Annotated in this window: 11 protein-coding genes; 7 read left to right on the top strand and 4 right to left on the bottom strand. The window is 71.9% G+C overall.

Translation table 11 applies throughout. The features are described 5' to 3' along the window. The coding region (locus DEI81_RS12660; RefSeq protein ID WP_375334774.1) for an MFS transporter at nucleotides 1–1355 on the top strand (1355 nt) is incomplete at its 5' end. A 10-nt stretch (nucleotides 1356–1365) separates the two neighbouring features. Then, complete coding sequence (locus tag DEI81_RS12655) at nucleotides 1366–2460, top strand: YihY/virulence factor BrkB family protein (protein ID WP_146244097.1); 1095 nt, start codon at nucleotides 1366–1368, stop codon at nucleotides 2458–2460. A 57-nt stretch (nucleotides 2461–2517) separates the two neighbouring features. On the opposite strand, the gene DEI81_RS12650 is transcribed toward DEI81_RS12655, so the two are convergent. Then, the gene (locus tag DEI81_RS12650) at nucleotides 2518–2733 is read right to left on the bottom strand and encodes a hypothetical protein (RefSeq protein ID WP_111011076.1); all 216 of its coding nucleotides are present in this window, start codon (nucleotides 2731–2733) and stop codon (nucleotides 2518–2520) included. Next, nucleotides 2730–3986 carry an inorganic phosphate transporter gene (locus tag DEI81_RS12645; RefSeq protein ID WP_111011075.1) on the bottom strand — a complete coding sequence of 419 codons (1257 nt, stop codon included), beginning with the start codon at nucleotides 3984–3986 and terminating at the stop codon, nucleotides 2730–2732. Before DEI81_RS12645 ends, DEI81_RS12650 begins: the two co-directional genes overlap by 4 nt. A 178-nt stretch (nucleotides 3987–4164) precedes the next feature. On the opposite strand from DEI81_RS12645, the gene DEI81_RS12640 reads away from it, so the two are divergent. Beyond that, a complete protein-coding gene (locus DEI81_RS12640) occupies nucleotides 4165–5853 on the top strand; it encodes a sodium:proton antiporter (RefSeq protein ID WP_111011074.1) in 1689 nt (562 codons plus the stop codon). 234 nt (nucleotides 5854–6087) lie between these two features. Further along, nucleotides 6088–7395: an ABC transporter permease gene (locus tag DEI81_RS12635; protein WP_146244096.1), complete on the top strand. Its 1308-nt coding sequence runs from the start codon at nucleotides 6088–6090 to the stop codon at nucleotides 7393–7395. On the opposite strand, the gene DEI81_RS12630 is transcribed toward DEI81_RS12635, so the two are convergent. Further along, nucleotides 7361–7879 carry an 8-oxo-dGTP diphosphatase gene (locus DEI81_RS12630; protein WP_181435415.1) on the bottom strand — a complete coding sequence of 173 codons (519 nt, stop codon included), beginning with the start codon at nucleotides 7877–7879 and terminating at the stop codon, nucleotides 7361–7363. The genes DEI81_RS12635 and DEI81_RS12630 overlap by 35 nt on opposite strands. A 97-nt stretch (nucleotides 7880–7976) precedes the next feature. On the opposite strand from DEI81_RS12630, the gene DEI81_RS16040 reads away from it, so the two are divergent. Together DEI81_RS16040 and DEI81_RS12625 are read left to right on the top strand one after the other, a co-directional pair. Further along, nucleotides 7977–8327 carry a tryptophan synthase subunit alpha gene (locus DEI81_RS16040; protein WP_111013891.1) on the top strand — a complete coding sequence of 117 codons (351 nt, stop codon included), beginning with the start codon at nucleotides 7977–7979 and terminating at the stop codon, nucleotides 8325–8327. 73 nt (nucleotides 8328–8400) lie between these two features. After that, entirely contained in the window at nucleotides 8401–9291 is an 891-nt protein-coding gene (locus DEI81_RS12625; RefSeq protein WP_111011071.1) for an aminodeoxychorismate lyase, read from the top strand. Between the two features lie 106 nt (nucleotides 9292–9397). On the opposite strand, the gene DEI81_RS12620 is transcribed toward DEI81_RS12625, so the two are convergent. Beyond that, nucleotides 9398–10606, bottom strand: a complete 1209-nt coding sequence (locus DEI81_RS12620; protein WP_111011070.1) for an amidohydrolase — start codon at nucleotides 10604–10606, stop codon at nucleotides 9398–9400. A gap of 100 nt (nucleotides 10607–10706) precedes the next feature. Here DEI81_RS12620 and DEI81_RS12615 point away from each other — a divergent pair, with 100 nt between their 5' ends. After that, nucleotides 10707–12845, top strand: coding sequence for a S9 family peptidase (locus DEI81_RS12615; RefSeq protein ID WP_111011069.1), 2139 nt, complete (start codon nucleotides 10707–10709; stop codon nucleotides 12843–12845). The last annotated feature ends 47 nt before the right edge of the window (nucleotides 12846–12892 follow it).

The raw sequence follows: 12892 nt of genomic DNA, 5'->3' as shown, positions 1-12892 counted from the left end.
CCCACGATCAGACCCCCACCACTCCGACCCCTCCCGCGTCCGTCGACACCGAGCCGACCCGGCACCGGTCGCTCCTCGCCGACCTCACGCCGCTGCGCCGGTCCCCCGCGTTCGCCCGCCTCTGGGTCGGGAGCTCGGTCGCCGGCATCGGGACCCAGATGACGACCGTCGCCGTCGGCCTCGAGGTGTACGACATCACCCGGTCGACGTTCGCGGTCTCGCTCGTCGGGGTCATCTCGCTCGTGCCGATGATCGCGGCCGGGCTGTACGGCGGCATGCTCGCCGACGCGTTCGACCGCCGCGCCGTCGCCCTCGCGAGCGCGGTCCTCGCCTGGGTGTCCACCGCCCTCATCGCCACGCACGCCTGGCTCGGCCTCGAGAACGTGGCGCTGCTGTACGTGCTCGCGACGGTGAACGCGGTCGCCGGGACGGTGATCGGGGCCTCCCGCTCCGCGATCATCCCGCGGCTCATCGGCACCGACCTGCTGCCGGCCGCCGGAGCGCTCAGCGGCATCGGGACGGGATTCGCGGTCACGGTGGGGCCCGCCGTCGCCGGCGTGCTCGTGGCCGCCGTCGGGTACGCGCCCACCTACACGATCGACGTCGTCCTCTTCAGCTTCGCGTTCACGGGGGTCATCACGCTGCCGCGCATGGCGCCGGAGCACGACGCACAGCGCCCGGGGCTCGGGTCGCTCGTCGAGGGCGCGCGGTTCCTCCGGCGCTCCCCGACGATCACGATGACGTTCGTGCTCGACATCATCGCGATGACGTTCGGCCAACCCCGCGTCCTGTTCCCCGCGATCGGGGCGCTCGTCATCGGTGGCGGCTCGATCACGGTCGGCGTGCTCACGGCCGCGTACGCCGTGGGGGCACTCGTGTCGAGCGTGTTCTCCGGCCCGCTCGGACACGTCCGACGCCAGGGTGAGGCGGTGGGTTGGGCGATCACGGTCTACGGGGCCTCGATCGCCGTGTTCGGCATCGTGATCGCGGCCGCCCACGCGCTCGGCGGCCGCGCCCACGTCGGGTTCGGCATCGGGATCCTGCCGGCGCTCGTGCTCGCGTCCGCGGCGCTCCTGGTGTCCGGTGGTGCGGACAACGTGAGCAGCGTGTTCCGCGGGACGATCCTCCAGGCCGCCGCACCGGACGGCATGCGCGGCCGACTGCAGGGCATCTTCGTCGTCGTGGTGACCGGCGGTCCCCGGATCGGCGACCTGTACGCGGGCCTCGTCGTGGCCGTCGGCATCGCGGTCCCGCCGATCGTCGGCGGCGTCGTGATCATCGGACTCGTGGCGCTCCTGCTGCGCCTCGTTCCCTCGTTCCGGCGGTACGACGCCCTCCGCCCCGCGGACGGCTAGCGTGGGGGGCATGCAGGACGCCGACTCGCGTGCCCTCAAGCGCACCGGGTTCCGGGCGGTCGTCCGGCGGACGACCCACCAGGTCATCCGGCACCGGGTCGTCGACGCCGCTGCCTCGCTCACCTTCTTCGCCACGCTGACGGCGTTCCCCACGGCCCTGACCGTCGTGTCGGCCGTGTCGATCCTCGACCGCTCCGGTGACACGATCACCGACATCATCCAGATCCTCGGCGCCATCATCCGCCCGGAGACCGCGCGACACCTCGAGACGCCGCTCCGGCAGCTCACCGCGCTCGACAGCCCGGAGCTCGCGTTGGCCATCGGCCTCCTCCTGACCCTGTGGTCGCTGTCCGGGTACGCGACCGCGTTCGGGCGCGCGATGAACACGGCCTACGAGGTCGAGGAGGGGCGACGGATCTGGAAGTTCCGCAGCATGATGCTGCTCGTCACGATGCTCATCATGGTCGGGGGCGCCGTGGCGATCACGATCCTGCTCGGCACCCCGACGGCGGTCGCCACGGTCGTGCACCGGATGGGGTGGCCGGCCTGGCTCGAGGGCCTGTGGGACGTCGGCAAGTGGCCCGTCCTCCTCGCGACCCTCGTCGTCATGGTCGGGGTGCTGTACTACGCGACGCCGAACGTCCGGGCACCACACCTGCGGTGGGTCTCGGCCGGAGCCGGGTTCGCGATCGGCACCTGGGCCCTCGCGACCCTCGGGTTCGTCGTGTACGTCAAGACGATCGGGTCCATCAACCACGCGTACGGCTGGCTCGGTGGCGCGATCCTGCTGCTCGTCTACCTCTACATCTCGAACTTCGTGCTCGTGGTCGGGGGCGAGCTCGACTCGGAGATCATCCGGATGCGGCAGCTGTTCGCCGGCGTCGAGGCGGACGCCACGATCCGCCTCCCCCTCCGCGACGTGCGCCGCAACTTCGCGCTGGCACGGTGGCACGACCACGACGTCGCGACCGCGCGGCAGGTGCGCCTGGCCGCCGCGGAGCTGCCCGAGCCCGATCCCGAGACCGAACGCGAGGAACAGCGTCTGCGCGACCTCGCGAACCAGGTCCGCGTGCGCGCCGACGAGCGGCCGCTGCCGACGGACTGACGGCCGGGAGGCCCGACCCGCGCCCGCTCCGTCGGTCTCGTGACCGGGCCGACGGGGCTACTGGTGGAACTGCGGGACGATCAGGTACACCCCGTACAGCACCGTGGCCGCGCAGACCGCGAAGCACAGCACCGCCGCCGCGCGCGCCGACCGCGCGCGGCCGTCGCGCCCGGTGACCCACAGACGGAGTCCGAGCCCGTACACCGAGGTGACGAAGCACGCGGAGATCAGCGCGACGAGCACGACGAGCAAGAAGCCTCCCCAGTCGATCATCGACGGCCTCCTCTCCGTGCGGCCATCCGGCGCAGGGTCTTCTCGCGGCTCAACGCCACCCGGCGGGCCGCGACCTCCTCAGCACGCTTCCGGCGCTGCAGGTCGCGGCGCTGCTTGCGCGTGAGGACCGAGTTCGCGGCGACGTCGACCTCGATCGCCGCGGCCTGCTCGACCGGGTTCCGCCGCGACCACAGGAACAGCCCGGCGATGATCACGGCCCCGAGCACGGCGTCGACGACGAGCCCGGCCGTGCCGATGCGGGCGATCGCCGACGCCACCGCGCCGACGGCTGCCGAGGCGGGCAACGTGATGAACCACGCGATGACGATCTTGCCCGCCGTCGACCACTGGATCTTCGACCCGCGGCGACCGAGCCCCGCACCGATGATCGATCCCGACGACACCTGCGTCGTCGACAGGGCGAAGCCCACGTGGCTCGACGCGAGGATCGTCGCGGCGGTCGAGGCCTCGGCGGCGAAGCCCTGCGTCGCGCGGATGTCCGTGAGCCCGCTGCCGAGCGTCCGGATGATGCGCCAACCGCCCGTGTACGTGCCGAGCGCGATCGCCATGGCGCAGGCCACGATCACCCAGAGTTCCGGGCCCGACCCGCTGCGCTGGAACCCGCCCGCGATGAGCGTGAGCGTGATGACGCCCATGGTCTTCTGGGCGTCGTTCGTGCCGTGGGCGAGCGACACCATGGACGAGGTGAAGATCTGACCGATGCGGAAGCCGCCGCGTTCGTTCGGCGCGCCCTTGCGCCGCGTGACCGCGTAGGCGATGCGGGTCGCCAGGAACGCGACCACCGATGCGATGACCGGCGAGAGGACGGCCGGGATGATTACCACCGTGAGGAGCGAGGCGTAGTTCACCGAGCCGAAGCCCGCGCCGACGATGGCCGCGCCGATGAGGCCACCGAACAGCGCGTGGCTGGACGAGGACGGCAGGCCGCGGAGCCAGGTGATCATGTTCCAGGTCACGGCACCGATGAGCCCCGCGAAGATCATCGCCGGGGTGATCGCGACGCCACCCGGCCCCTCGTTGATGAGGCCGTGCGAGATCGATGTCGCCACCTCGGTGCTGAGGAACGCCCCGACGAGGTTGAGCACCGCCGCGACGGACACCGCGACCGTCGGCTTCATCGCGCCGGTCGCGATCGGGGTCGCCATCGCGTTGGCGGTGTCGTGAAAACCGTTCGTGAAGTCGAAGAAGAGGGCCAACGCGATGACCAGGACGACTATGAGTGTGAGATCCACCGCCGACGAGTCTCCCAGTTCCGGGCACCGCGGGGCAACCTGATGTCCATCCCCCGTCCACTCCGTGGGCGAGCACCGCCCGTCCTCGTCCGCTGTCGTCGCGCTCAGGGCCCGTCCAGCCCGCACCAGGCGGTCTCTGAGAAGATGGACAGGCCGACGACGAGAGGACTCCCGCCCGATGGACATCGCCGAACTGCTCGTGGTCCTCGTGGTGTCCCTCGCGCTCACCGCGTTCGCCCGCGCCAAGGGCCTGCCCGCGCCGCTCCTCGTCACCGCCGCCGCGCTCGCCGCCTCGTTCGTCCCCGGGCTGCCGCACATCGAGATCGACTCCGACGTCATCCTCACCGTGGTGCTGCCGCCGCTGCTGTACTCCGCGGCGCTCGACGTGACGTGGCAGAGCTTCCGGCAGTCGCTCCGGCAGATCCGTCGGCTCGGCATCGTGCTCGTGATCGTGACCGCGATCGTCGTCGGCGCCGTCGCCTACCTGCTCGTACCGGACATGACCCTGCCCGCCGCGATCCTCGTCGGCGCGATCGTCGCCCCGCCCGACGCCGTGTCGGCCGCGGCGATCGGCCGGAAGCTCGGGCTCCCCCGCCGCGTGATGACCGTGCTGTCGGGCGAGAGCCTCATCAACGACGCGGCGTCCCTGACCCTCGTCCGCGTCTTCACGCTCATCATCGCGGGCGAGTCGCTGACCCTGTGGGAGGACGCCGGGATCTTCGCCCTGGCGATCGTCGTGGGACTCCTGGTCGGCGGGGTCCTCGGCGTGCTCGTGCACTGGCTCCGGATGCGGCTGGGCGACCCGGTGATCGCGACCATCATGAGCATCCTGCTCCCGTTCGTGGCCTACGTCCTCGCCGAGGAACTCGGCGGCTCGGGCGTGATCGCGGTCGTCACGGCCGGCCTGTACATCGGGTACAACTCGCCGAAGGAGGGCTACGAGACCCGTCTCCAGGAGCGCCCACTGTGGACGAGCGCCGACGTCATCCTCGAGGGCTTCGTGTTCGCGCTCATCGGGCTGCAGCTCAACACGGTCGTGCGCGAGACGCTCGCCAGCGACCGCAGCCTGCTCGAGAGCGTCGGGGTGGCCTTCGTGGTGCTCGGCGTCGTCGTGCTCGTCCGTCCCGCGTTCGTGTTCCTGTCGTACTGGCGGCGCCGCCTGAACGGGCGCTGGCTCCGACCGCTCGTCGTCCGCGCGACCCGGGGCAGGCCGCGCCTCCGGTGGCTCCGCGGCGCGGCCGAACCACGGATGACCTGGCAGGAGCTCACGGTGATCTCGTGGACGGGGATGCGCGGCGTGGTCACCCTGGCCGCCGCCGTCGCCGTCGTGTCCTCGCCGACGCACATCCCCGCGCAGGACACCATCTTCCTCATCGCGTTCGTCGTCACCGTGGGGACCCTCCTGCTGCAGGGGCTCACCCTGCCGATCGTCATCCGCCGTCTGCACGTCCACGACCCGGGCGAGCACGAGCGCGACACCGCGGCCGAGCTCCTGTTGTCCCACCGCACGACCGAGGCGGCGATCGACCTGATCCGCGAGCGGCAGGACGTCTGGGCGGAGCGGTACGGACGGGAGGCCGTGGACGCGACCGTGGGCCGGCTGCGGCGGCGCTTGGAGCGGCAGGCCGAGGACTTCCAGCACGACGCCGAGGACGAGCGCCTCGACGCCCGCGAGGCCCCGTCCCGGCTCACCGCCGCCGAGGTCCAGGCGGTCCGGCGCGAGCTCCTCGCCCGCCGGCGCGAGGTCGTGCTGCGCGAGCGCGAGCACGGCGCCCTGGACGAAGAGGTCATGCGCCGCGTCCTCATCAGCCTGGACGCCGAGGAGCTCGCGATGGACTCGTCCCAGGCGGGCCGCAGCCGGTCCTGACCGCGCGGCCCGCACCTCCCGGCCATGTGGGCTCGAAGCGGCCGCGGCGTACCCTGGAAGCCTCCGTCCGAAGCCCAGAGAGGTGGCCCAGCCCGCGTGAGCACACCGCGCAACAACGACGTCCCGGACCGTGCCGGAGTGCACCGCAGCACACCGACGGCCCGCACCACGAGGCCGGCGACCCGGGGATCGTCGCCGCGTCGGGGTACCCGCATCGCCGGGCGGGGACGGACCGTGACCCGTGCGCCCGAGCCCCAGCACATCAGTCGCTACCGCCGCTGGTACGGAACCCTCCACCCCTCGCTGCAACTCATCGGCCTGCAGCTCTGGATGCCCCTGTTCTTCATCGTCGGGTTCTGCCTGTGCTACATCGCGGCGTTCCACGCACCCCATCCGCACGACGTCCCGATCGCGCTGGTCGGGTCGGACCCGGCACTCGTCGCGGCCGTGCACAAGGCCCTGCCCGGCGAGTACGTGTTCCACACGGTCGACTCGCTCACCCGCGCGAAGCACGACGTGGTGAGCGGACTCATGGCGGTCGCCTACGACCCGTCGTCGAACACGGTGTTCAAGGCGAGCGCGCACCAGTTCCAGGTGGCGAGCCTCGTCCCCGCGACCCTGTCGTCGGTGATCACGGCCGGTGGGGGTCCGGCACCGACGATCACCGAACTCGCCCCGTTGCCACGCTGGGACGAGTACGGCACCGTCGCCATGTACGTCATGCTCGCGTGGTGCATCGGCGGGTACATGGTGGCGATGTTCATCGGCATCATGGGCGGCCCGCTGCGCCACCGCACGCGCGTCGCGGTCATCGTGGTGGGCGGGATCGTCATCTCCCTCATCACGAACACCCTGGCCGGCCCGGTCGTCGGCGCCATCCACGGACACTTCGCCGCGCTCGTGCTCATCGCCTGGGGCTGGATCGTCGCCATCGGACTGACCGTGAACGGCCTGAGCTACTTCGCCGGGCGGTTCATCGCCGCACCCGCCATGATCTGTTTCGTCTTCCTGTCGATGCCGTCGTCGGGTGGCGCCTACCCGAAGTGGTTCATGCCGGAGCCGTTCGCCTGGCTGAACCACGTCGTGGTGGGCTCGAGCATGGTCGAGATGATCAAGCACACGGTGTACGGGGTCGGACCCTCGTACGAGCGCGGGCTGGTCACGATGGCCTCCTACGCCGCGGCCGGGATCGTGCTCATGGTCGTCGGCAAGATGTGGTGGGAGCACCGCCGCATCCGGATGATCGTCACCGGTCGCACGACGATGTTCGGGGACGCGCAGACCGCGAACCGCGATTTCCTGGGCCAGCAGCGCGACGAGGAACTCGCGCGGCACGGACTCCAGTCGACCGAGACGGGCACGCTGAGCACCATCCGCCCCGGCCGAGGCGACGGTGACGACCACCACGACGCGGGGTTCCAGGACGCCCGGATGACGGGCGACGTCTTCACGGGCGGGCTCGAGGGCCTCGAGGGCACCGCCGCACCCCGCACCGGCGCCGTCGCGATCAGTCGACCGCCGCACGGACGCCGGACCCGGTGAACCCGGACACCGTGGCACAGTCCTCGCCGAAGGTGAACCGCGCACGGACGCTCCCGCCGCGCAGGACCCCCGGCAGCCAGTAGCGGGCGTCGTCCCACAAGGCGTCGTAGGGCACGGCGTCGACGGGGACCCAGCCCGGTTCGAGCTCGTCGCCACCGCGCGGCTCGCCGTCCCACCGCTCGGCGACGAACACGTCCGAGACCTGACTCCACGACGGCCGGAACGGGAAGCGGTAGTCGAGCGTCCCCCGCGGCTCGAGGTCCTCGGCACGGACCTCGAGCCCGACCTCCTCCGCGACCTCACGCACCGCGGCCGAGCGGGCGTCCTCGCCGGGCTCGAGCTTGCCGCCGGGGCCGACGAGCCGTCCGACCCCGAGCCCCCGCCGCTTCCGTCCGAGCAGGACCTCGACCCCGGCGGGCCCGGATCGGAGCAGGTAGACGACACACACCCGCGGGTGCTGGTCCTTCGACGCGACGTGCGGCACGCTCCGAGTCTGCCCGAGCACGCCGGGGAGCGCGGCGTCGATGTCCCCGAAGGCGTGGCGTAGGCTCGCTCCATGGCAGCGCAGGTACGGGCACACCGTGGCTGAGTCCCGGAACGCGGGGCGGAGCCTCGAGGTGCTCCGTGCCGAGGCGGCGGAGGAGATCGCCGTCATCGTCGAACACCGCTGTCGCCAGGGTGACGACCCGTGGGAGTTCATGCACCTGATCCCGACGGTCGACGAGCAGGTCGTGCTGATCCTCCGCGCCGAGGCCATCGAGGTCGACTCCCGCATCGAGCACCGTGCCGGCGGACGCACCCAGCACCCGTCGTCGGGGTCGGGTACGGTGCACGGCGAGGAGTACCACCGCCTCCGGCGCATCGCGCTCGCGCACCCGGAGCTGTCGAGCGCGGTCTGGAAGCTCATGGGCGCGATCCCCGAGGGCCGCTGACCCGGTCCGACGCATCCGCGGACACCCGCGGACCAGGCCCGGGGACCGGCAGCGGATGCGCTTGACTGACCGCATGACCGAAACCGTCCTCGCGATCCTGAACCGTCCCTCCCAGCACGCCGAGGCGCACGACCCCGGCGCCGACGCGTTCACCTTCGAGGGTCCGATCGAGCCGCACGTCCAGGTGCTCGACCTCGGCTTGGTCCGCGGTGACGGCGTGTTCGAGACCCTGAACGTCACGGACGGTCGACCGCAGGCACTCGAGGCACACCTCGACCGTCTCGCCCGCTCGGCCGCGATGCTCGACCTGCCCGCACCCGACCTCGACGTCTGGCGCCGCGCGGTCGAGGCCGTCGTCGCGGAACTCGATCCGGTCCGCGAGGCCTACTGCAAGACCGTGATGTCCCGCGGCGTCGAGGGCGACGGCCGACCGACGGGCTACGTGTACGCGGCCCCGGCCGAGGAGTACACCATGCCCCGCGAGCAGGGCATCGCCGTCGTCACGCTCGACCGCGGGTACCGCCACGACGTCGCCCGCACGAGTCCCTGGCTGCTCCAGGGCGCCAAGACCCTGTCGTACGCCGTGAACATGGCCGCCCTGCGTGAGGCGGCTCGCCGCGGGGCCGACGACGCCCTGTTCGTCTCGACCGACGGCTACGTCCTCGAGGGCCCGCGCTCGACGCTCCTGCTCCGACGCGGCGACGACCTCGTCACGCCCCGGACCGACATCGGCATCCTCGCGGGGACGACGCAGGCGGACGTCTTCGCCTTCGCCGAGGACCGCGGGATCGCGACCTCGTACGAGCTCGTGACGCTCGACGACCTCCGTGCCGCCGACGCACTGTGGCTCGTGTCGAGCTCCCGGCTCGCTGCCCCGATCCGTTCCGTCAACGGCGACGTGCGCGACATGGACCTCGAGCTCACCGCCGCGATGAACACGTTCCTGCTCGACCGCACCGCGTAGGCGCCGGACGCCGTGACCCGGCGGACGGCCGGGAGGCCCGAGCCGCGCCCGGCACGGCGGTCGCGATCCGGGCCTCCCGACCGGCGCCGCGGCGGGCGGTCGGGGGTCAGAACCGCGGCACGGTCACCCCGCGGTGCGCCTCCGCGTCCCACGTGTAGACCTCGGCGCCGTCGATGAAGACGCGGAGCGCCCGCGAGGTCGCGTCGAGCGGGTCGCCCGACCAGAGCACGAGGTCGGCGTCGTAGCCGGGTGTGATCTGACCGACGCGGTCGCCGAAGCCGAGGAACGTCGCCGGGTTCGTCGTCAGCGCCTCGAGCGCCGTCTGCCGGGGCAGGCCCTCCTTGACCGCCATCGTCGCCTGCAGCACGAGCATGTTGATCGGCACGACGGGCGCGTCCGTCGTGATCGCGACCCGGACCCCGGCCGCCGCGATCTCGGCGAGGTTCGTGATCGCGCGGTCCCGGAGCTCCACCTTCGAGCGACTCGTGAACAGCGGGCCGTACACGACGGGGATGTCCTTCTCGGCGAGGAGACCCGCGAGCTTGTGCCCCTCGGTGCCGTGGTTGACGACGAGCCGGTAACCGAACTCCTCGGACAGGCGGATCGCGGTGGCGATGTCGTCGTGGCGGTGCGTGTGCTGGTCCCAGGCGAGCTCCCCGTCGAGGACGCGCGCGAGCGTCTCCTTGGTGAGGTCGCGTTCGAACGGCTCGCCCTTCCCCGCGGCGGCCGCACGGGCGGTGCGGTAGTGGTCGGCGGCGACGAAGGCCTCGCGGATCACCTTCGCGACCCCGAGGCGGGTCGACGGCGTCTGGTCCTTCGCCCCGTAGACGCGCTTCGGGTTCTCGCCGAGCGCGCTCTTGACGCTGACACTGTCCGAGATGAGCTGCTCGTCGATCGTCCGGCCGCCCCAGCTCTTGATCGCGACGGTCTGGCCACCGATGGGGTTGCCCGAGCCCGGCTTGACCACGATCGCGGTGACGCCGCCGGACAGCGCGTCCCGGAAGCCCTCGTCGTCGATGTCGATCGCGTCGATCGCGCGGACGGCTGCCATGTTCGGGCCGGTCATCTCGTTCGTGTCGTTGCCCGCGACGCCGTTGGCCTCCTCGTGGATGCCGACGTGGCCGTGCGCCTCGACGAAGCCCGGCACGAGCCACGTGCCCGCCGCGTCGACGACCGGCAGTCCCTCGGGCACGGCGACGTCCGGGCCCGCCGCGGTGATGCGTCCGTCCTCGACGACGACCGCGCCGCCGTCGAACTCGTCCCCGACGACGGGGACGACGTGGGCACCGGTGATGACGAAGGATCGTTTGCTCATGCGGACCACGCTACCGACCGGCGGATGCGATCTCGGTCACCAGCACCGGGCCTCCCGGACCGTCCAGGTGCACCGCCGGAGCGCGTCCTAGGCTGGGCCGGTGAGCTCCGACGCGTCCTCGACCACCCCTCCCATCGCCGCGAAGCACCCGGTCACCCGGACCCACCACGGGGTCCGGTTCGTGGACGACTACGAGTGGCTCCGTGACAAGGAGTCCCCGGAGACGCTCGCGTACCTCGAAGCCGAGAACGCGTACACCGACGCGGCGACCGCGCACCTCGCCCCGCTGCGCGACCGGCTGTTCGACGAGATCCGTGCCCGGGTGCAGGAGACCGACCTCAGCGTGCCGGTGCGGATGGGCCGGTTCTGGTACTTCACGCGCACGAGCGAGGGCAGCCAGTACGGCGTCCACTGCCGCGCGCCGATCACCGACGAGGACGACTGGACCCCGCCCGAGGTCGAGGCGGGCGCCGAGGTGCCGGGCGAGCAGGTGGTGCTCGACGGCAACCTGCTCGCCGCGGGGCACGACTTCTTCGCGCTCGGCACGTACGACGTCAGCGACGACGGCGAGCGCCTGGTCTACGGCATCGACACGGCCGGCGACGAGCGGTACACGCTGCACGTGCGCGACCTCACGAGCGGTGCGGACCTGCCGGACGTCATCGAGGGCACGGGGGCCGGTGCCGTGTTCGACCCGTCGGGCCGGTACGTGTTCTACCCCACCGTCGACGAGTCGTGGCGTCCGGACACCATCTGGCGGCACGAGGTCGGCGGGACCGGCGAGGACGTCGCCGTGTTCCAGGAGCCCGACGACCGCTACTGGGTCGGCGTCGGCGTGACCCGGTCGTCGCAGTACATCGTGATCGAGCTCGGGTCGAAGATCACGTCCGAGGTCCACCTGCTCGACGCGGCGGACCCGACGGGCGAGTTCCACGTCGTCTGGCCGCGTCGCGAGGGCGTCGAGTACGACGTCGAGCACGCGGTCGTCGGCGGGAGTGACCGGCTGCTCGTCCTGCACAACGACGGCGCCGAGAACTTCGAGCTCGTCGACGTGCCCGCCGACGACCCGACCTCGGCGAGCGACCGCCGCGTGGTCATCGCGCACGACCCGGAGCGCCGCATCGAGTCGGTGGACGCGTTCGCCCACCACCTCGCGGTCGAGTACCGGTCCGAGGCGCTCCCCCGCGTCGCGATCGTGCCGATCGAGGGCGACGGGTACGGCGACGCGCACGAGGTCCCGTTCGACGAGGAGCTGTTCTCGGCGGGCTTCGGCGGCAACCCCGAGTGGGACCAGCCCACCCTGCGCCTGACGTTCACGTCGTTCGTGACCCCGTCGACGGTCGGCGACCTCGACCTCGCGTCGGGCGCGATCACGGTGCGGAAGCGCCAGCCGGTGCTCGGCGGCCACCGCTCCGAGGACTACGTGCAGGAACGCCAGTGGGCGACGGCACCGGACGGCACGCGCGTGCCCGTCTCGCTCGTGTGGCGCCGCGACGCGGTGCCGGCCGGGAGGCCCGCTCCCGTCCACCTGTACGGCTACGGCTCGTACGAGCACAGCATCGACCCCGGTTTCAGCGTCATGCGGCTGTCGCTGCTCGACCGCGGCGTCGTGTTCGCGGTCGCGCACGTCCGCGGCGGCGGCGAGATGGGCCGGCACTGGTACGAGCAGGGCAAGACCCTGACCAAGAAGAACACGTTCACCGACTTCGTGGCGGTCGCCGACCACCTGATCGCGACCGGCCGCACCACGCCGGACCGCATCGTCGCCGAAGGCGGCAGCGCCGGCGGGCTGCTCATGGGCGCCGTCGCGAACATCGCACCGGACCGGTTCGCGGGGATCCTGGCGGCGGTCCCGTTCGTCGACGCGCTGACGAGCATCCTCGACCCGGACCTGCCGCTCACGGTGATCGAGTGGGACGAGTGGGGCGATCCCCTGCACGACCCCGAGGTCTACCGGTACATGAGCGAGTACACGCCGTACGAGAACGTCCGCGACGACGTCACCTACCCGCGGATCCTGGCGGTCACGTCGATCAACGACACCCGGGTGCTGTACGTCGAGCCCGCCAAGTGGACGGCGCGCCTGCGCGAGGTCGGTGCGCCGGTGCTGCTCAAGACCGAGATGGCGGCGGGACACGGCGGGGTGAGCGGGCGCTACGACTCCTGGCGCGAGCGGGCCTTCGAGCTGGCGTGGCTGCTCGACGTGCTCGGTCTGGCCGAGGCCGAACCGCGGTCCTGACGGCGCGATCCCCGACCCGCGAGATCGCAGTCGTTGCCGTTCCGGGA

The sequence above is a fragment of the Curtobacterium sp. MCBD17_013 genome (assembly GCF_003234565.1).
Lineage (GTDB): Bacteria > Actinomycetota > Actinomycetes > Actinomycetales > Microbacteriaceae > Curtobacterium.
Note: the sequence above shows the minus strand (reverse complement) of the source record. Positions and strands in the feature narration are given on the sequence as shown.

Coding starts and splice junctions, on each gene's coding strand:
- DEI81_RS12640 (WP_111011074.1), top strand. CDS start 4,165: ATGGACATCGCCGAACTGCTCGTGGTCCTCGTGGTGTCCCTCGCGCTC.
- DEI81_RS12650 (WP_111011076.1), bottom strand. CDS start 2,733: ATGATCGACTGGGGAGGCTTCTTGCTCGTCGTGCTCGTCGCGCTGATC.
- DEI81_RS12655 (WP_146244097.1), top strand. CDS start 1,366: ATGCAGGACGCCGACTCGCGTGCCCTCAAGCGCACCGGGTTCCGGGCG.
- DEI81_RS12620 (WP_111011070.1), bottom strand. CDS start 10,606: ATGAGCAAACGATCCTTCGTCATCACCGGTGCCCACGTCGTCCCCGTC.
- DEI81_RS12625 (WP_111011071.1), top strand. CDS start 8,401: ATGACCGAAACCGTCCTCGCGATCCTGAACCGTCCCTCCCAGCACGCC.